The 17,355-nt window shown below is 67.8% G+C and carries 16 protein-coding genes and 1 tRNA gene; 4 read left to right on the forward strand and 13 right to left on the reverse strand.

All coding sequences use genetic code 11. The features are described from left to right. Positions 1–4: 4 nt before the first annotated feature. The 6 genes from ACIQTX_RS15015 to ACIQTX_RS15040 all read right to left on the reverse strand — a co-directional run bounded on the left by ACIQTX_RS15015 (position 5) and on the right by ACIQTX_RS15040 (position 5,602). Positions 5–1,579 (reverse strand): FAD-dependent oxidoreductase, encoded by a 1,575-nt coding sequence (locus tag ACIQTX_RS15015; RefSeq protein WP_402973463.1) that lies wholly within the window; start codon positions 1,577–1,579, stop codon positions 5–7. A 15-nt stretch (positions 1,580–1,594) separates the two neighbouring features. Further along, on the reverse strand, positions 1,595–2,476 hold the full coding sequence (locus ACIQTX_RS15020) for an FAD:protein FMN transferase (protein WP_402973466.1): 882 nt from the start codon (positions 2,474–2,476) through the stop codon (positions 1,595–1,597). A gap of 13 nt (positions 2,477–2,489) precedes the next feature. After that, a complete protein-coding gene (locus ACIQTX_RS15025) occupies positions 2,490–2,963 on the reverse strand; it encodes an FMN-binding protein (protein ID WP_402973469.1) in 474 nt (157 codons plus the stop codon). Positions 2,964–3,056: 93 nt separating this feature from the next. Continuing rightward, positions 3,057–4,091: a ribose-phosphate diphosphokinase gene (locus ACIQTX_RS15030; protein WP_105526780.1), complete on the reverse strand. Its 1,035-nt coding sequence runs from the start codon at positions 4,089–4,091 to the stop codon at positions 3,057–3,059. Between the two features lie 7 nt (positions 4,092–4,098). After that, entirely contained in the window at positions 4,099–5,529 is a 1,431-nt protein-coding gene (glmU, locus tag ACIQTX_RS15035; protein ID WP_402973473.1) for a bifunctional UDP-N-acetylglucosamine diphosphorylase/glucosamine-1-phosphate N-acetyltransferase GlmU, read from the reverse strand. A 1-nt stretch (position 5,530) separates the two neighbouring features. After that, positions 5,531–5,602, reverse strand: a tRNA-Gln gene (locus ACIQTX_RS15040). A gap of 112 nt (positions 5,603–5,714) precedes the next feature. On the opposite strand from ACIQTX_RS15040, the gene ACIQTX_RS15045 reads away from it, so the two are divergent. From ACIQTX_RS15045 to ACIQTX_RS15055, 3 genes are read left to right on the forward strand one after another with little or no spacing between them, the layout of a single operon-like run. After that, positions 5,715–6,212: a GNAT family N-acetyltransferase gene (locus tag ACIQTX_RS15045; protein WP_402973476.1), complete on the forward strand. Its 498-nt coding sequence runs from the start codon at positions 5,715–5,717 to the stop codon at positions 6,210–6,212. 7 nt (positions 6,213–6,219) lie between these two features. Further along, entirely contained in the window at positions 6,220–6,714 is a 495-nt protein-coding gene (locus tag ACIQTX_RS15050; protein ID WP_028503464.1) for a MarR family winged helix-turn-helix transcriptional regulator, read from the forward strand. A gap of 19 nt (positions 6,715–6,733) precedes the next feature. After that, positions 6,734–7,672 (forward strand): pseudouridine synthase, encoded by a 939-nt coding sequence (locus ACIQTX_RS15055; protein ID WP_402973480.1) that lies wholly within the window; start codon positions 6,734–6,736, stop codon positions 7,670–7,672. Here ACIQTX_RS15055 and ACIQTX_RS15060 read toward each other — a convergent pair. The 6 genes from ACIQTX_RS15060 to ACIQTX_RS15085 form a co-directional block, all read right to left on the reverse strand. Continuing rightward, complete coding sequence (locus ACIQTX_RS15060; RefSeq protein WP_402973483.1) at positions 7,659–8,318, reverse strand: methionine ABC transporter permease; 660 nt, start codon at positions 8,316–8,318, stop codon at positions 7,659–7,661. The genes ACIQTX_RS15055 and ACIQTX_RS15060 overlap by 14 nt on opposite strands. Next, on the reverse strand, positions 8,318–9,361 hold the full coding sequence (locus ACIQTX_RS15065; RefSeq protein WP_402973487.1) for a methionine ABC transporter ATP-binding protein: 1,044 nt from the start codon (positions 9,359–9,361) through the stop codon (positions 8,318–8,320). Before ACIQTX_RS15065 ends, ACIQTX_RS15060 begins: the two co-directional genes overlap by 1 nt. Positions 9,362–9,457: 96 nt before the next feature. Then, on the reverse strand, positions 9,458–10,369 hold the full coding sequence (locus ACIQTX_RS15070; protein ID WP_402973490.1) for a MetQ/NlpA family ABC transporter substrate-binding protein: 912 nt from the start codon (positions 10,367–10,369) through the stop codon (positions 9,458–9,460). An 81-nt stretch (positions 10,370–10,450) separates the two neighbouring features. Next, a complete protein-coding gene (locus tag ACIQTX_RS15075; protein ID WP_402973493.1) occupies positions 10,451–11,428 on the reverse strand; it encodes an NADP-dependent oxidoreductase in 978 nt (325 codons plus the stop codon). Between the two features lie 42 nt (positions 11,429–11,470). Beyond that, entirely contained in the window at positions 11,471–13,255 is a 1,785-nt protein-coding gene (locus tag ACIQTX_RS15080) for a Na+/H+ antiporter (protein ID WP_402973496.1), read from the reverse strand. A gap of 40 nt (positions 13,256–13,295) precedes the next feature. After that, entirely contained in the window at positions 13,296–15,119 is a 1,824-nt protein-coding gene (locus tag ACIQTX_RS15085) for an ABC-F family ATP-binding cassette domain-containing protein (protein ID WP_402973499.1), read from the reverse strand. A gap of 126 nt (positions 15,120–15,245) precedes the next feature. On the opposite strand from ACIQTX_RS15085, the gene ACIQTX_RS15090 reads away from it, so the two are divergent. Next, entirely contained in the window at positions 15,246–16,187 is a 942-nt protein-coding gene (locus tag ACIQTX_RS15090; RefSeq protein ID WP_402973502.1) for a spermidine synthase, read from the forward strand. On the opposite strand, the gene ACIQTX_RS15095 is transcribed toward ACIQTX_RS15090, so the two are convergent. After that, entirely contained in the window at positions 16,184–17,299 is a 1,116-nt protein-coding gene (locus tag ACIQTX_RS15095; protein WP_402973505.1) for a DUF998 domain-containing protein, read from the reverse strand. The genes ACIQTX_RS15090 and ACIQTX_RS15095 overlap by 4 nt on opposite strands. Positions 17,300–17,355 lie beyond the last annotated feature (56 nt).

The following is a 17,355-nucleotide window of genomic DNA, read 5'->3' on the forward strand; positions in this document are numbered from 1 at the left end:
CGGATCAGTACCCGGCGAACGCGTCGGTCGTGAGACTGCGAGCCTTCTGCAGCGCAGGGGCGAGGTCGGCGATCAGTCGCGGCGGACCGGAGATGTAGGCGTGACGCGTGGCGAGGTCGGCGACGGCATGCTCGAGCGTCTCCGCATCCAGGCGCGCTCCCTGCGCCCAGCTCCAGTGCGCCGGCAGCCCGACCGGCTCGTCGCGTGTGAACACGACGGTGCGCGCGCCCGTCGCCGCGAGCTCTTCACGGAAGGCGAGTTCCGATGCCTCGGATGCCACGTACACGAGCACCACATCGCGCTGCTGCCCCGTCGCCTGCAACTGCCGCAGCTGCGACACGAAAGGCGTCACGCCGATGCCCGCCGCGACCATGAGCACCGGCTGTTCGCCCCGCGGCAGGATGAAGTCGCCCCAGGTGCCGGTCACGGCGAAGGTCGCCCCCGGCTCTGCTGCCGCCAGCGCACGCTTGTAGCTCGACGGATGCTTCTGGTCGCCGTTCTTGTACGCGATGCGGAGCGTTGGCAGGTCGGCCGGCGCCGACACGATGCTGAACTCCCGGCGGGTGCCGCGCGCGTCGGGCCGGTGATGCGGAACGTCGAGCTCGAGGTACTGCCCAGGGAGGAAGCGCACGCGCCCCTTCGCCCGGAAGGTAAGCTCCTGGGCGGTCGGGGTCACGAACTCGCGCCGCTCGAGAACGAGCCGCACCGATCCGCGCAAGGCGAAAGCGAAGGCGACCAGGTTTCCGATCAGCAGCGCGCGCTCCTGACCGAGGGTGAAGAGGCCGGCCACCGAGATCGGCCATCCGGCCAGAAGCCCCACCACCACGGCCACCACGAACTGCTGTCGTCGACGCGGCGGAAGTGTGAGGGGCTCGGAAAGCATGAACGCGCCGAGGAACAGGAACGGCGACTGGAGCACCGCGAACTGCAGGGCCGTCGCCGGGTCGAAGGCGATGTCGAACTGCGCAGCCTGCACCGCCTGTCGCACCACCGAGGTGGCGAACGCGACGAGCAGGAACACCAGTACGACGCGCACCTTCTCGGTACGCCACAGCACCGCGAGGCCGAGCACGGCCACGGGGATGGTGAGAACCGGCGTGCCGACCCACCACGACGACGAGGTGCCCAACCACTCGAAGGCCCCGAAAGCGCCGAGGATCGAGACCACGGCGGCACCGAACGCCGCCGGGTTGAAGATATGGCGCCCGCGCCACGCGATCAGATACTTCGAGACACTCGCCACCGCCCCCGCGAGGGCGAGTCCGAGGAGGGCGCCCAGCTCGACTCCTGGACGAAGCACGAACAGCAGGATCAGCGCAGTGACCAGAGACGACTCGATGCGCCACGGGAGCCGCAGGATGCGCTGCGCTGCCGCGTCGACGGCCGATATCACGACCGCGAGCACGAGGAACGAGGCCACCAGCTCGAGTGGGGTAGGGGAGACGATCACGCCGAACAGCGACAGCACGAATGCGATGACCGCGAGGGCGATCAGCGCGAACAGCACCAGGCGGTACATCGACAACGAGCCCAGCACTGCGAGGACGCGCTGCCGTGCGGCGGCGAATGAGGTGATCACGGTCTCCACTCTTCCCTAATTCCGAGCCGCAGGGGGCTTGCTGCTCGTGGCGAGGAACAGCTCTCCCAGCCACCCGGGCGAACGCTGCACCCGCCCGTCGGTGCTCATGCGCACCCACTCCACACCCCAGGCCTGCGCGAGCTCGCCCCCGCCGTCGAAGAAGAGCGCCGTCGCGACGGCATCCGCCGCCATCGCCTCCGGGGCCAGGGCCCAGGTCGCAGCCCACGTACGCACCGGCAGTCCGGTGCGGGCGTCCAGGACATGGTGCAGCCCGCTCCCCCACGCCCTCCGGTTGACGGCCGAGGCGCACAGAGCCTGGTCCTGCACCTCGATGACGCCGATGACCTTCTGGGGATCGTACGGATGCTCGAGACCGATGCGCACGCCGGCTCCGCGCACCCGGATGTCACCTCCCGCATCCACCACGAGATCGCCCGGCACGCTCGCCAGGACGACCATCACGAGGTCGACGAGGCGCCCCTTGCCGAGCGCTCCGACGTCGAGCAGCGCCGGCTCCGACGTTGTGACTCCGGACGCCGTCCATGACACCCGCTCCTCCCAGGCACCGGGCGCGCGCACCGGCTCACCGGCCACGAGCGAGTACTCCGCGTCATATCCGAGCGCTGCGAGACTGTCGGCCACGAGCGGGTTGACCGCACCACCGGTGGCGGCCGAGAGCTCACGGTATGCGTCGAGCATCGGCCCGGCATCCTGCGAGACGAAGGTGCCACGCTCACGTCCGAGACGGGAGACATCCGAACCAGCCCGGAATCTCGACCATTCGCGGTCGAAACGCTCGATCTCAGCGGCGACCGCTGCACGCACCCCGTCGGTCAACGACTCCGACGATTCGATCTCCCAGTGCGTTCCGATCGCCTCGAAGCGCCAGCTCGGCATGCGTCTCAGGCGCCTAGGCGGCGGCCTGCTCCTTGATCGACTCCACGGCTTCGTTGAAGCCACCGCTGGTGAGCGATGAGCCAGCGACACGACTGACCTTCACCTCGTCCAGCGACTTCCCGTCGACCTCTTCGGCGATGCCGTCGATGAACTGCCCCTGGTACTGCTCGGTCTCGGGGGCCTGCGGGTCGCCCGTGACCTTGACGTCGGTCACGAGGCCACCTTCGAGGGTCAGGGTGACGGAGATCTTCTCGACGGTCTCGGGCGTCTGATACGAGCCATCAGCGGTGTAGGTGCCATCGGCGTAGGTCGCTGTGGAGTCGCCACCGGAGGACGAGGACGACGAGCCGGCGTCTGGCGTGCTCCCGCCGTCGGTCGAGCTCTCGGCGTCGGCGTTTCCGGAGCATCCGGCGAGGACGAAGAGTCCTGCGATCCCGAGGAGTGCGGATCCCTTGCGGACAGAGGTCGGTACGGTCGTGCGGATCATGGTGGCCCTCCCGGCTCGGTGTCGGTCGACTCGCTCGTCGACCATTCGACCGTAAGCACCACGGCTATGCGCGGGCTGTGCCGTGACGATGCGTTACGCGTCGCCGCCGAACATGCTCGTCACGGAGCCGTCCTCGAACACCTCGTGGATGGCGCGGGCCAGCAACGGGGCGATCGGGAGGATGGTCAGCTTGTCCCAGCGCCGCGATTCCGTGAGCGGGATCGTGTCGGTGATGACGACCTCGTCGATCGAGGAGTCCTGCAGCCGATCGGATGCCGGGTCGCTGAAGATCGCGTGCGTCGCCGCCACGATCACGCGGTGGGCGCCGGCCGCCTTGAGCGCCTGGGCAGCCTTGACGATCGTGCCACCGGTGTCGATCATGTCGTCGACGAGGAGGCAGGTTCGCCCCTCGACCGTACCCACGATCTCGTGCACCGAGACCTGGTTGGCGACCTTCGGGTCACGACGCTTGTGGATGATCGCGAGCGGGGCACCGAGGCTGTCCGACCAGGTGTCTGCGACGCGCACGCGACCCATGTCCGGCGAGACGACCGTGAGGATCTCGCGGTCCGCAGGCGACAGCGTGCGCTGGAAGTACTCCAGCAGGACGGGCTTGGCGAACAGATGATCGACAGGGCCGTCGAAGAAACCCTGGATCTGCGCCGCGTGCAGGTCGACGCTCATGACGCGGTCGGCGCCGGCGGTCTTCAGCAGATCGGCGACGAGACGGGCGCTGATCGGCTCACGACCGCGGCCCTTCTTGTCCTGACGCGAGTACGGATAATACGGCGCGACGACGGTGATGCGCTTGGCCGACGCGCGCTTGGCGGCGTCGATCATGATCAGCGTCTCCATCAGCCATTCGTTCACCGGCTCGCCGAACGTCTGGATCAGGAAGAGATCGACACCGCGGATCGAGACCTCGAAGCGGGCGTAGATCTCACCCGAGGCGAACGTGCGGTGCTCGACGGGCGCGATCTCTGTACCGAGAGACTCGGCGACGGCCGCCGTGAGCGCAGGATGCGAGCGACCTCCTGCGACGACGAGTCGCTTCTTGGTCTTTGCGATGATCCCGGGAGCCACGCCGTTGTCGCGATCCAGGTCGACCGTCTTCTTCTTGCGCGCCATGCTCCGCCTATTCCGCCGAATTCTCGCGGGACGCAGCATCCGCCGCGCCCGTGCCTGCTCTGTTCTTCTCGACCCACCCCTCGATGTTGCGCTGAGGGGCGACGGTCATGGCCAGCGCTCCGGCCGGGACGTCTTTGCGGACGACCGCGCCGGCGCCGGTCTTCGCACCTGCCCCAAGCCTAACGGGCGCGACGAGCACCGTGTGCGAACCCGTGTGCACCTCGTCGCCGATCTCGGTGCGGTGCTTGTGCACGTCGTCATAGTTGGCGGTGATCGTGCTCGCGCCGAGGTTCACGCCGCGGCCGATCGTCGCATCGCCGACGTACGAGAGGTGCGGCACCTTGCTGCCCTCGCCGATCTCGGTGTTCTTGGTCTCGACGTAGGCGCCGATCTTGCCCCTGGCGCCGAGGACCGTGCCGGGGCGGAGGAACGAGAACGGGCCGACGGTGGCTTCTGCGCCGATCACGGCCAGGTTCGCATCGGTGCGGCGGACGATCGCGTCTTCGCCGACCTCGCAGTCCACGAGCGTCGTGTCGGGGCCGATGACGGCGCCGGAGGCGATGACGGTGGCTCGCAGGATCTGCGTATTGGGGAGGATCGTGACGTCGGGCGAGAGCTTCGCATCATCGTCGATCCAGGTCGTCGCCGGGTCGATGACCGTGACACCCTCGAGCTGCCAACGACGCACGATGCGCTGGTTGAGCAGCCTGCCGACCTCGACCAGCTGCGCACGGTCGTTGACACCGTAGGTCACCGTGACGTCGGAGACGACGGAGGCCGCCACCCGGTCGCCGTCGCGACGGAGCATCCCTGGAACATCGGTCAGATACATCTCGCGCTGCGCGTTGTCCAGGCTCAGCTGCGGCAGGTAGGTGCGCAGCGTCGCGGCGCGGAACACGTACATCCCGGCGTTGATCTCGCGGACGGCGGCCTCCTCGGCACTCGCATCCTTCTGCTCGACGATGCGGTCCACGCCGCCATCAGCATCGCGCACGACGCGTCCGTAGCCGGTCGGATCGTCGACCAGCGCCGTCATCAGCGTGGCCGGCGCACCGGAGGCACGGTGCTCAGCGACGAAGGCTGCGAGGGTGTCGACGTCGGCCAGCGGGCAGTCCCCCGAGAGCACGAGCACGTCACCGTCGAAGTCGCCGGGCAGAGCCTCGACGGCCACCTGCACCGCGCGGCCCGTGCCCGGGATGTCGTCCTGGTCGACGAACACCGCATCGGGATAATCCTCGGAGAGGGCGGCGACGACCTGATCGCGCTCGTGCCGGACGACCACCTCGACATGCGCGGCCTGCAGCCTCCCCGCTGTCGTGAGCACGTGTCCGACCAGTGGACGCCCGCTGATCGGGTGCAGGACCTTCGGCAGACGCGACTTCATGCGCGTGCCCTGGCCTGCGGCGAGGACGACGATCGCGAGATTGTTCCCAGTCATGCTCCGCCGCCAGGACTCGAACCTAGACCTAACAGCTCCAAAGGCTGTCGTGCTGCCATTACACCACGGCGGACCGCAGCGCCCACGAGGACGCCGCGGGGACAAGTCTGCCATGCTCCGGCCCCGGTTCCGCTGACACCGCGGCCCGTCATCCGCGTGAAATACCGATCTGCAATGCTGACGACATGAGCATCGTGATCGAACGGGTGAAGGCTGAAAGCCCCGCCCTCGCCGAGTTCCTGGTCGCCCACCACGCCGAGTTGGAGCACACCGCACCGGCCGAGAGCCGTCACGCGCTGGTGTTCGAACGCCTGCTCGCCCCCGGTGTCAGGCTCTTCGCCGGCTCCGTCGACGGACGCCCGGTCGCCACCGGCGCCCTCGTGACGGTCGAGGACGGACATGAAGAGCTCAAGTCGATGCGGACGGATCCTGCCCTGCGCGGAAGAGGTCTCGGCCGGTCGATGCTGACCTTCCTCCTCGCCGATGCCGAGGGGCGAGGCATCCGTCGGCTCTCGCTCGAGACGGGGAGTGCGGAGTTCTTCATCCCGGCCCGCACGATGTACGCCGCAGCGGGTTTTCGTGAATGCGGCCCGTTCGGCAGCTACATCGCCGACCCCTACAGCACGTTCATGACGCTCGACCTGTCCGCGGCATCCGTCGCACCGGGCGCGCACACGCGATAATGGGCGGATGAGCGAGGTGGATGAGGTCGACCGGATCGTCGGCGCGTGGAACACCCAGCGCCCCGACCTCGACTTCTCACCCCTCGAGGTCCTGTCACGGATGGACCGCCTGTCACGGCACCTCGACCGGGCCCGCCGCGATGTCTTCCGCCGCAGCGACCTGGAGCACTGGGAGTGGGATGTGCTGTCGGCTCTGCGCCGCGCCGGTGCACCCTTCCAGCTCTCCCCCAAGCAGCTTCTGCAGCAGACCCTGGTCTCGAGCGGAACGATGACCAACCGGATCGACCGGCTCGTCAGCCGCCGCTTCGTGCGTCGCGAGGCAGACCCCGGCGACGGACGCAGCGTGCTGGTGATCCTCACCGATGACGGCCGCATCCGCGTGGATGCCGCCATCACCCGCCTCGTCGATGTCGAGGCCGACCTGCTGCAGGCACTCTCGCGCTCGGACCGCGATCGCCTCGCCGGGCTGCTGCGCAAGCTGAGCCTGAGCTTCGACAAGTGAGCGGCACCCGCTGATGGGCATGCCCTCCCCTCTCCCGGTGCGCGACGGCGTGGGAGCCACGCGTCTGCACGTGCCACTCATCGGTGCGTGGCCGACCGTCTCGGCGTACATGGTCGAGCGCTTCTTCCACCTCGAGCCGGAGCGGCTGCTCGAACGGTTCGACCGCGGCGACATCGTGCGCGCCGACGGCTCGCCCGTCGCCCGCGACGCCACCCTCGGCAGCGTCGAGTTCGTCTGGTACTACCGCGAGCCCGCAGTCGAGACCCGGATCCCGTTCGAGGTCGAGATCCTGCATCAGGACGAGCATCTCGTCGTCGTGGACAAGCCCCACTTCCTGCCCACCACCCCCGGTGGCAAGTTCCTGCAGAACTCGGCGCTGGTGCGGCTGCGCCGCCTCCTCGACAACGCCGACCTCGCCCCGATCCACCGCCTCGATCGCGCGACGGCCGGGCTGCTGATGTTCTCGACCCGTCCCGCGACCAGGGGTGCGTACCAGCTGATGTTCGAGAAGCGTCAGGTTCAGAAGGTGTACGAGGCGGTGTCCGCGCTCCCCGAGAGCGGGGTGCTGCCCACATTCCCCGTGGTCTACCGCAACAACATCGAGAAGCCGCGCGGTCAGGTGCGCGTGCAGGTCGACGACGCCAAGGAGCCGAACTCCGAGACGCTCGTCGAGCTGATCGGCGGCGACGATCACGTCGTGCACACGCTGCTTCGTCCCCACAGCGGCAAGATGCACCAGCTGCGCGTGCACCTCGCAGCCCTCGGCATCGGCATCCTGAACGATCGGTTCTACCCCGAGCTGCTCGATGATCTGCCCGACGACTTCGACCGCCCGCTGCAGCTGCTCGCGCGGGAACTGCGCTTCGTCGATCCGGTGAGCGGCGAAGAGCGCATGTTCACGACGCGGCGCACCCTGCAGGAAGCACCCGTCAGCGAGGATCCCGTCAGCGGCGCATGACCTTGCGCGCGAGGCGCGTGCCGAGCATCTGCACGAGGTGCACGAACACGACGATCAGGATGATGGCCGCCCACATCACGACCGGTTCGAACTGCCGGAAGCCGTAGATCTGGGCGAACGCACCGAGGCCACCCCCACCGATGAGTCCGGCCATCGCCGTCATGTCGATCAGAGCGACGACGATGAACGTGTAGCCCAGGATCAGCGGGCCGAGCGACTCGGGGATCGCGACGGTGAAGAGGATGCGCCAGGGGCCGGCGCCCATCGCCCGCGCCGCCTCGATGACGCCGGGCGAGACCGACACGAGGTGCTGCTCCACGATGCGGCCGATCGCGAACGCCGCCGCGAGCCCGATGATGAACGCGCCGGCCGTCGTGCCGATTCCCACACCGACGACGAGCCGTGCGAACGGCTGCGCGACCGCCATGAAGATCACGAACGGGATCGGGCGGAAGAAGTTGACGGCGAAGTTCGCGATGAGCGACACCGGCCGGTTCTGAGCGAGCCCTCCGGGACGCGTCACATAGAGGATCACGCCGATCGCGAGGCCGAGGATGCCACCGAGGACGAGGGCGAACGAGGCCATGTAGAGGGTCTCGAGCGCAGCGGTCCAGAATTCGGGCCACAGTTCGTTCAGACGGTCCATCAGCGCGCCTCCTCTCCGGCGATCTCGGTCACTTCGACTCGTTCGGCGATACCGGCGAGTACGCGATCGATCGCCGCGGCGTCACCGCGGATCGCGAGCGTGAGGTGTCCGAAGGCGCGCCCGCGGATGTCGTTGATCCCGCCGAAGACGAGCTCGAAGTCGAGACCGGCGCCGGCGAGGTCGAGGAACACCTGCGCCTGCGAGGAGTCGCCGTCGCGGAACGAGAACGTGACCAGGCGCCCGTGGTGGCGCTCACGGAGGACCGCCAGTTCGGCAGGCGTAGGCACACCCTTTACTACCGTCCCCACGAAGCGCTGGGAGGCGGGGTTCTGCGGTGCGGAGAAGACATCGAACACATCGCCCTGCTCGATGACGCGGCCGTTCTCCATCACGGCGACCTTGGTCGCGATGGTCTGGATGACGTCCATCTCGTGCGTGATGACGACGATCGTGATGCCCTGCTCCCGGTTGACGCGCTTCAGCAGATCGAGCACCTCATGGGTGGTCTGGGGGTCGAGGGCGCTGGTGGCCTCGTCGGCGAGGAGGATCGCGGGCCCGGTCGCGAGGGCGCGAGCGATGCCCACGCGCTGCTTCTGGCCGCCGGAGAGCTGCTCGGGGTAGGCCTTCGCCTTGTCGGAGAGGCCGACGAACGAGAGCAGCTCCGTGACGCGCGTCTCGATATCGGCCTTCGACCAGCCGGCGAGCTTGAGCGGATAGGCGATGTTGGACTTGACGCTCCGGGAAGAGAACAGGTTGAACTGCTGGAAGATCATGCCGATCCCGCCGCGGATCTTGCGCAGCTCGCTCTCCTTGAGCGCGGTGATGTCGACACCGTCCACGGTGATGGTGCCGCTCGTCGCGGGCTCGAGTGCATTGATCAGCCGCACGAGTGTGGACTTGCCCGCGCCCGAGTAGCCGATGATGCCGAAGACGTCGCCCTTCTCGATCGAGAGGGTGACGTCGTCGACGGCCACGACCTCGGAGTCTTCACGGGTGCGGGACGGGTATGTCTTGGACACGTTCGTCAGGGTGACGATCGGCATGTGCTGCTCCGGTCTGCTTCGGGAACGAAGAATCGGGTGGCGCGTGCGGCGCCACCCGATTCTCCCTCATCGGACTGGGGTGGGATTCCCCGCGTCCTACTTCTTCGCCTCGGCGTCTTCCTGGACCTTCTTCAGCGACGTGACGAGATCCTTGACGGGCGTCTGCAGCGACACAGCCGTGCCACCGGACGACTCGAGCAGTCCCTTCTGGACGTCTTCGTTCGTCTGGAAGATCTCGACGAGCTTGAGGTACGTCTCGTTGTCGGCGTCTTCGGCGCGGGCGGCGAAGATGTTGACGTACGGCAGGGCGCTGGCGTCTTCCGGGTCGTCCTGCGCGATCGCATCCTCGAACGTGAGGCCGGCGTCCTTGACGAAGTCGTTGTTGATGATCGCGGCGGCGACATCGGGCAGCGACGTCGGGATGAGCGCGGCCTCGAGCGCGGTGACCTTGACCTTCGACTTGTCGGTGTCGACGTCGGCGAGGTCGGAGTACGGAGTGCCGCCGCTCTTGAGCTCGACGAGACCGGCCTGCTGCAGCACGTTCAGCGCGCGCGCCTGGTTGGATGCGTCGTCCGGGACAGCCACCGTCTCGCCGTCGGGGATGCTGTCGACGTCGTCGTACTTCTTCGAGTACAGCCCGAGCGGGTAGATCGCCGTCGAGCCGATCGGGGTGAGGTCGGAACCCGAGGCGTTGTTGTACTCGGCGAGGTACACGATGTGCTGGAACTGGTTGAGGTCGATCTCGCCCTCGGTGAGCGCGGGGTTCGGCTGCTCGTAGGAGCCGAAGTCGACCAGCTCGACCGTGATGCCCTCTTCGGCCGCTGCATCGACGAAGGCCGGCCACTGGGCATCGCCCTTGCCGACGACGCCGATCTTGACGACCTCGTTCTCGGTCGATCCGTCACTGCCGGAACCGGCGTCGGAGGATGCCGTGGCGCAGCCTGCGAGCGCGACGAAGAGGGGGACCGCGGCGAGCGCGGCGAGAATGGAGGTGGTGCGGCGTGACATGTGAAGGAGTTCCTCTCTTGGGGGGACTCGAATACGTTAGGCAGGCCGAACCGCGCACCAGGAATCGTGTGTCACACGGCGTCACAGCGGGTTCGTGGAGCGCGGTGCGCGCAACGCCAGCTTTCCCACGTAGTGGCTTCGCAGGGTGTGATGTGCCTGGACGACTTCGTCGGCGTCGAACACCCGCGCCACATGTGCGGCGATGGGACTCGACTCGATGACCTCGTTCAGACGGTCCAGGGCCGCTCGGCTCCGGTCGCCGTCGTAGAACGACACGCGTTCGACAAGATCGCTCGTCGGCGCCGGATTCACACCGTGGGGCCAGGCGATCCGCCCTGACGGCTTGAGGCCGCGCAGTGCGCTCTCTGCGGCCGGACCGCCGACGGTCACGAGTGCGGCGTCGAGTCCTCCCGGCGCGAAGCTCTCGATGGCCGCCGTCACGTCGCCCCGCCGACCGTCGACAGCCGCATCGGCCCCGAGGCTGCGCGCGAGTTCGACGCCGTCCTCCCCTGAGGCCACCGCGAGAACCCGGAGACCCCGCTGCTTCGCCAGCTGGACGGCGAGATGCCCGATCCCCCCGCTCGCGCCGAAGATCATCACGGTGTCACCGGGACTCGCATCGATCACGTCGAGTCCGCTGGCAGCGGTCAGCGCATCCCAGGCGAGGACCCCCGCCTGCTCGTTCGTCAGTCGCTCCGGCACCGGAGCGACGTGTTCCTCGTCGACCACCGCATATTCGGCATAGAACCCGCCTCTCGGCACAGGCCTCGATGCCGCGTAGACACGGTCTCCGCGAGTGAAGCGCGTCACATCGGCGCCGACCGCCTCGACGATCCCCGCGCCCTCCCACCCGAGGATGTAAGGGAACACCGAGGGGAAGCGGAAGGCTCCTTCGAATTCGCCCTCGCGTTCGAAGCGGTCCCATGACCCGATGCCGGCGATCTCGACCCGGATGAGTACATCTCGTTCGCCGACCACCGGCACCGCAACAGTCCGCTCGTGCAGTTCGCTCTCGTCGCCGAAACGATCGAGGACGATCGCCTTCATCATCGTGGACATCGAACTCCTGGTTTCACTTGAATGGACTCGTCGCCTGCGACCTCAGTCGAACTCCTCGATCCCCTGCAGGCGCACCTGCTCGAGATCGAGGCGGGCCGAGATGCGGCGAACGACGATGTCGTCGACGGTGCCGGCACCGCGCAGACCCAGCAGCACCTCGCGCTTGCGGTCGATGAGCGCGAGCTTGAGACGCGTGTGCTCCTCGTGCCGGATCAGCGGGGAGCGCTGAGCGAGGTCGACGTCGGTCGAGGTGGCGATGATCTGCAGGACCGTACCGTCGGTGGCATCCGCTTCAGCGATCTGCTGTGTGCCCCCGCTCGGCGCCGGGTCTGCCACACGCTCGGGGCCGCGCGTCTCTGCGGCCGTTCCGGCGCTCAGCGGGTCGGGCTCGCCGAGCATCTCGTCCAGAGCCTCAGCCTCTGCATCGACCAGCGCCTGTTCACGCGCCAGGGTTCGGGCGTTCGCGAACTCGAGCATCTGGTAGCCCTCGGACCGCACGCGATCCAGGACCTCCTGTCCCACGCCGTGCTCTGAGGCGAGGTCGTCGAGAGCGGCGAGCGCCGCGCCGGAGATCGCACGCTCGGCGAGCTCGTACTCCTCGTCTTCGACATGATCGACGGGGAACCGCGCCCACCGCACGACGGCGGGCAGGAGCGGCCCCTGCACGAGCAGGCTCAGCATGATCACACCGGCCGTGACGAACACGATCTCGTCACGCCCGGAAACCGTGCCCCCATCGGTGATGGTCGCCGGCACCGACAGCGCGATCGCGAGGGAGACGGCACCTCGCATGCCGGCCACGGTGGACACCGCTCTGGCGCGCGCCCTCGCTCCCGGTGCGGGCCGCGGGCCGGTCTGTCGTTGGAAGGGCACGTTGAGCAGCTGGAACAGGTAGCGCACCGCCAGCAGCGTCGCCCACACGGCGAGCGTGATCAGCACGAGGCGTCCGATCGCCGGAGCCGAGATCTCGTGCACGACGTACTGCACCTCGAGACCGATCAGCACGAACAGGGCGCCGTTGAGCAGGAACACGCCGAACGGCCATGCCGCATCGGCCTGCCGGCGCGAGGCGGCGGTCGTGACCCGCGGTGACACGTAGGCGACGATGAGCCCGGCCACCACGACTGCGAGCACTCCGGAGGCGTGCACCATCTCGGCTGCGAGGAACGCCGTGAACGGGATCAGCAGCAGCGCCACGTTGATGACGATCGTCGAAGACGTGCGCCGCAGCAGCAGGTAGCCGAGAGCGGCGACCACGACACCGGCTGCGATGCCGCCGATGTACGAGATCAGCACGTCGAGCGTGACCGACAGCGGGGTGATCTGGCCACCCAGCGCAAGCGACACCGCGATCGCATAGAGCACGAGGGCCGTGCCGTCGTTCGTCAGGCTCTCAGCCTTGAGCTTCATGAACATGCGGCGCGGCAGCAAGCGCCCGAGGGCTGCGACGGCAGTGGCGTCTGGCGGAGCGACCGCAGCGCCGAGGATGAGAGCGATCTCCCACGGCATCCCGAACAGCACACCGATGCCGGCGACGGCGAAGGCCGAGGCGACGACCAACACCGTGCTCATCGGGAGGATATAGCGGAAGTCGCGACGGATCGACCGAAGCGATGTGGTGAGACTCTCCCAGAAGAGCATCACCGGGAGGAACAGCAGCAGCACGGTCTCCGGTGGCAGCTGCACTTCTCGCAACTGCGGCACGAAGCCGAGCAGCAGCCCGAAGATGACCAGGACGAGCGGGAGCGCGAGACGCACGCGCGGGGCGATAAGGGTTCCGACAAGAATCGTGAGTCCGAGCAGGACTGTTACTTCGAGGCCTTCCATCCCTACCTCCCAACAGCGTTGAGAGAAGGATATTCCTCCGTCAGCCGATCTCCTCGGTGAGTTCGAACCAGCGCAGCTCCAACTCCTCGATCTCGGCCTGCTGCTCGCTGATCTTCTTCATCCGGTCGCCGAGCCCGTCGTAGTCGGCCTGGTCGTGGTCGGCGAGCGCGGTCTTGGCGGTGTTCACCTGCTGGGTGAGCTTCTGGATGCGTCGTTCGAGGGCGGAGATCTCCTTCTGGGCGGTGCGCAGCGCTGCTCCGTCCAGTCCCTTGGCGGCTGCCGTCGCCGTAGCCGTGGCTGCGGACGTCGCGGTCTGCTTCGAACCAGCGGCGGCCTGCAGGTTGCGAAGGCGCAGGTACTCGTCCACCCCACCGGGAAGATGACGCAGATGCCCGTCGAGGACCGCGTACTGCTGGTCGGTGACGCGCTCCAGGAAGTACCGGTCGTGACTGACCACGAGAAGCGTGCCCGACCAGGAGTCCAGCAGGTCTTCGATCGCGGCGAGCATGTCGGTGTCGAGGTCGTTGGTCGGCTCGTCGAGGATCAGCACGTTGGGCTGGTCGAGAAGCACGAGGAGCAGCTGAAGACGGCGCTGCTGACCACCGGAGAGGTCCTTGACCGGAGTGGAGAGCTGGGCAGAGTCGAACCCGAGCCGTTCGAGAAGCTGTCCCGGCGTGAGGTCCTGCGCCTTGGAACCCGCACCCATCGAGTACGAGGTGCGAAGGCCCGAGATGATCACGCGCACCGGGTCTTTCCAGTGCTGCGTGAGCTCGTCGAGCCGTTGGGTCAGCGTCTTCACCTTCACGGTCGTCCCGCGCTTGACGCGACCGACGGTCGGTTCGACGGTGCCGGAGATGAGTCCGAGCAACGTCGACTTGCCGGCACCGTTCACGCCGAGGATGCCGGTGCGCTCCCCCGGTGCGATGCGCCACTCGATGTCGCGCAATACGACCTTCTCGCCGCCGTCCGCGGTCGGGTAGGTCACGCCGACATCGAGCAGATCTACGACGTCTTTGCCGAGGCGCGAGACGGCGAGCGACTGCAGCGACACCTTGTCGCGGATCTCCGGCACATCGGCGATGAGTTCGTTGGCCGCGTCGATGCGGAACTTCGGCTTCGCCGTGCGGGCAGGGGCGCCTCTGCGGAGCCAGGCGAGCTCCTTCTTGGCGAGGTTCTGACGCTTCGCCTCGGTCGCCGAGGCCATCCGGTCACGCTCGACGCGCTGCAGGATGTACGCGGCGTAGCCGCCCTCGAAGGGCTCGACGATGCGGTCGTGCACCTCCCACGTCTCGGTGCAGATCTCGTCGAGGAACCACCGGTCGTGCGTCACGACCAGGAGCGCTCCGGAGTTCCCGGACCAGCGCTTCTTGAGGTGCCCGGCGAGCCAGGTGATCGCCTCGACGTCGAGGTGGTTGGTCGGCTCGTCGAGAGCGATGACGTCCCAGTCGCCGGTGAGCAGCTTCGCGAGCGAGACCCGGCGCCGCTGGCCACCGCTGAGGGAACCGATCTCCGCATCCCACGGCAGGTCGGTGAGGAGCCCGTCGATCACGTCGCGGACGCGCGCATCGCCAGCCCACTCGTACTCCGGGGTGTCGCCGACGACCGCGGCGCTGATCGTGAGGTCGTCCGGCAGGTTGTCCGCCTGATCGAGCACGCCGATGCGGGTGCCGCCGCGCACCGTGACGCGTCCGGAGTTCGGTTCCTTGATGCCAGCCAGCATCCCGAGGAGACTCGACTTGCCGTCGCCGTTGCGGCCGACGATGCCGATGCGATCGCCCTCCTCGATGCCGAGGGTCACGGAGTCGAAGACGACCCTGGTCGGATATTCGAGGTGGAGGCTTTCGGCCCCGAGAAGATGTGCCATGTTGCTTCCAGGGTAGCCGCGCGCGGGCGACGCCATGGCCGCACGTGAAGGCGAGGCCTTCTGGATGCCCCTCCGTTGCAGGGCAGGGCGGTCTCCGACCGAGTTCACCCGACCTAAGATCGACGGGTGCCAAGGAAACGCCGGGTGTTCTCGCTCATGCTCGACAATCGCAAGGCGAAGCTGGTGGAATCGAGAAGGAGAGCCGGGCGCTACGAGCTCAGCGTCGACGGGATTGCGCAGTCCGTCGTCTCGATGACCGATCCCACCGAACTCGAATACGCCTACACGCAGCACATCGCCAGAGCAATGGATGCCGCAGCTAAGCCCGGTACACCGCTTTTCACCGTGCATCTGGGGGCCGGAGCGCTCACACTGGCACGCTACGTCGAGGCCACGCGTGCCGGTTCCCCTCAACTCGCGGTCGAGTTCGAGCCCGCTCTCTATGCAGCAGTGATCGCCGCCCTGCCCCTGCCCCCCGGCGCTGATCTGCGGGTCATCTTCGGCGATGCGCGAGCGGTCGCAGACGCGGATCTTCCGGACGAGACGCGATCGTCGGTGCCGTCACCCCCTTCCTCCGCGCTCGGCGCCGCAGCGTCCGGTGGCACCGCGTCCGGCAGCACCGCGGTCGACACCGATTGGGTGGATGCTCGCTTCACGGTCGTCGATCTGTGGGATGCCGCGGTCATCCGGCATCGTGTGGCCAGCCAGGAGTTCTACCGCCGCGTCGCCGCGCGCTCCGCAGCAGGTGGAGTCGTGGCAGTGAACCTGCTCGACGGGCACCCGTTCGAGTACTCACGGCGCCAGGCGGCCACCCTGAGCTCCGTGTTCGACCACGTCTCCGTCGTCCTCGACGCAGAACCGGAAGACGATGAAGGACCGCTCGGCAACGTCGTCATCTTCGCGAGCGATGAGCCGCTGGACATCGTGACGAACCCCGAGCTTCTCGGCTCGCCGCGACCTCACATGCTCTACGACGGTTCTCTGTCGTCGTGGATCGCTGAAGCGCGCATCATGACCGACGCCGACGGCACGGACTCCCCCGACCCCGACGACCCGATCTGGGACTAGTTCGCCTCCGCGGAAGCACCGGCCGTGACCGCCGGCGCGGTGACCGACCCCGCTGTGCGCAGGAACACGATGATCCAGCTGAAGATCAGCACGGCGGCGATCAGCTCGACCGCGGTGAGGTTGTAGTACCCGACCGCGAAGAACGCCGCGAGCAGGATGATGACCAGCACGTACACCCACCCGAAGGCGACGAACACGCGAGGGATTGTCGGCAGGAACCACGGCAGCCCGACCACGACGATCCCGAACACCACGGTCATGCCGGTCGCGACGGTGTTGTGCAGGAGGAAGAACTCGTCCACGGGGAAGAGTCCGACGCACGCGAGGAAGATCCCCATCAGGATCAGTCCGCCGCGCACCATGAACCGCCCACGGCGATCTTCGGGGCTCTCTGCGGGAAGGCCCGCGGTCGCATAGCGGGAGATCGTCGTGATCATGACGCCGGCGATGACCAGCGTCACGTTGAATGCGACGGAGGAGCTGTTGGTACTCATCCCCAACGCGGAAAGGTTGTCGCGCCACCAGTGCACGTCGCTGGAGGCGAGCATGCTGGCGAACGCCCCGACCACGAGGAACACCGCGAGCACCAGCGACAGCACCATCGGCGTCAGCGCCACGGCGCTGAGGAACGAGACGTAGCCGGTCAGCGCGAAGGCGACGGCCACGAGAATCGCGCCGGGGAACGGGAACACCGGGGCGTCGGTGAAGCTCCGCTCGAGGAGCGCCGCGATGCCGAGCCAACCGAGGCACGCGATCGCCGCATGGGCGAACGCGATCGCGGTGAGGTCGTACCACCGCAGTCGGTCGCCGGGGACGCTGAACCCGTCTCGTGCGGCATCCGGATCCTGCTTCTCCGGGCGGACGGCGAGACGACCGAGGGTGAAGGCGATGATCGCGGTAGCCGCACCACCCCACGCGGCGAAGACGCCGATCGAACCGCTGCCGCTGATCGCCAGATCGTGTCCCCAGAACACCGGGAGACCGATGACGAAGCCCGCGACGAAGAAGGCGGCGCCGACGATCAGCGCGGTCGCCTCGAAGACGGCTTCTGCTGTCTCCGGACCCCGCACCTGCCGCAGCACCTGCATGACCCTGCTCGCGAGTGCGTTCATCCTCGTCCTTCCCGGTCCACATCCTAGAAGCCAGGCAGCCCGGTCGCCGTGGCGGC

This window comes from Microbacterium sp. NPDC090281 (assembly GCF_044769635.1).
Classification (GTDB): Bacteria; Actinomycetota; Actinomycetes; order Actinomycetales; family Microbacteriaceae; genus Microbacterium.

Coding starts and splice junctions, on each gene's coding strand:
- ACIQTX_RS15085 (WP_402973499.1), bottom strand. CDS start 15,119: ATGGCACATCTTCTCGGGGCCGAAAGCCTCCACCTCGAATATCCGACC.
- ACIQTX_RS15095 (WP_402973505.1), bottom strand. CDS start 17,299: ATGAACGCACTCGCGAGCAGGGTCATGCAGGTGCTGCGGCAGGTGCGG.
- ACIQTX_RS15075 (WP_402973493.1), bottom strand. CDS start 11,428: ATGTCCACGATGATGAAGGCGATCGTCCTCGATCGTTTCGGCGACGAG.
- ACIQTX_RS15065 (WP_402973487.1), bottom strand. CDS start 9,361: ATGCCGATCGTCACCCTGACGAACGTGTCCAAGACATACCCGTCCCGC.
- ACIQTX_RS15055 (WP_402973480.1), top strand. CDS start 6,734: ATGCCCTCCCCTCTCCCGGTGCGCGACGGCGTGGGAGCCACGCGTCTG.
- glmU (WP_402973473.1), bottom strand. CDS start 5,529: ATGACTGGGAACAATCTCGCGATCGTCGTCCTCGCCGCAGGCCAGGGC.
- ACIQTX_RS15020 (WP_402973466.1), bottom strand. CDS start 2,476: ATGCCGAGCTGGCGCTTCGAGGCGATCGGAACGCACTGGGAGATCGAA.
- ACIQTX_RS15030 (WP_105526780.1), bottom strand. CDS start 4,091: ATGGCGCGCAAGAAGAAGACGGTCGACCTGGATCGCGACAACGGCGTG.
- ACIQTX_RS15060 (WP_402973483.1), bottom strand. CDS start 8,318: ATGGACCGTCTGAACGAACTGTGGCCCGAATTCTGGACCGCTGCGCTC.
- ACIQTX_RS15025 (WP_402973469.1), bottom strand. CDS start 2,963: ATGATCCGCACGACCGTACCGACCTCTGTCCGCAAGGGATCCGCACTC.
- ACIQTX_RS15045 (WP_402973476.1), top strand. CDS start 5,715: ATGAGCATCGTGATCGAACGGGTGAAGGCTGAAAGCCCCGCCCTCGCC.
- ACIQTX_RS15080 (WP_402973496.1), bottom strand. CDS start 13,255: ATGGAAGGCCTCGAAGTAACAGTCCTGCTCGGACTCACGATTCTTGTC.
- ACIQTX_RS15070 (WP_402973490.1), bottom strand. CDS start 10,369: ATGTCACGCCGCACCACCTCCATTCTCGCCGCGCTCGCCGCGGTCCCC.
- ACIQTX_RS15050 (WP_028503464.1), top strand. CDS start 6,220: ATGAGCGAGGTGGATGAGGTCGACCGGATCGTCGGCGCGTGGAACACC.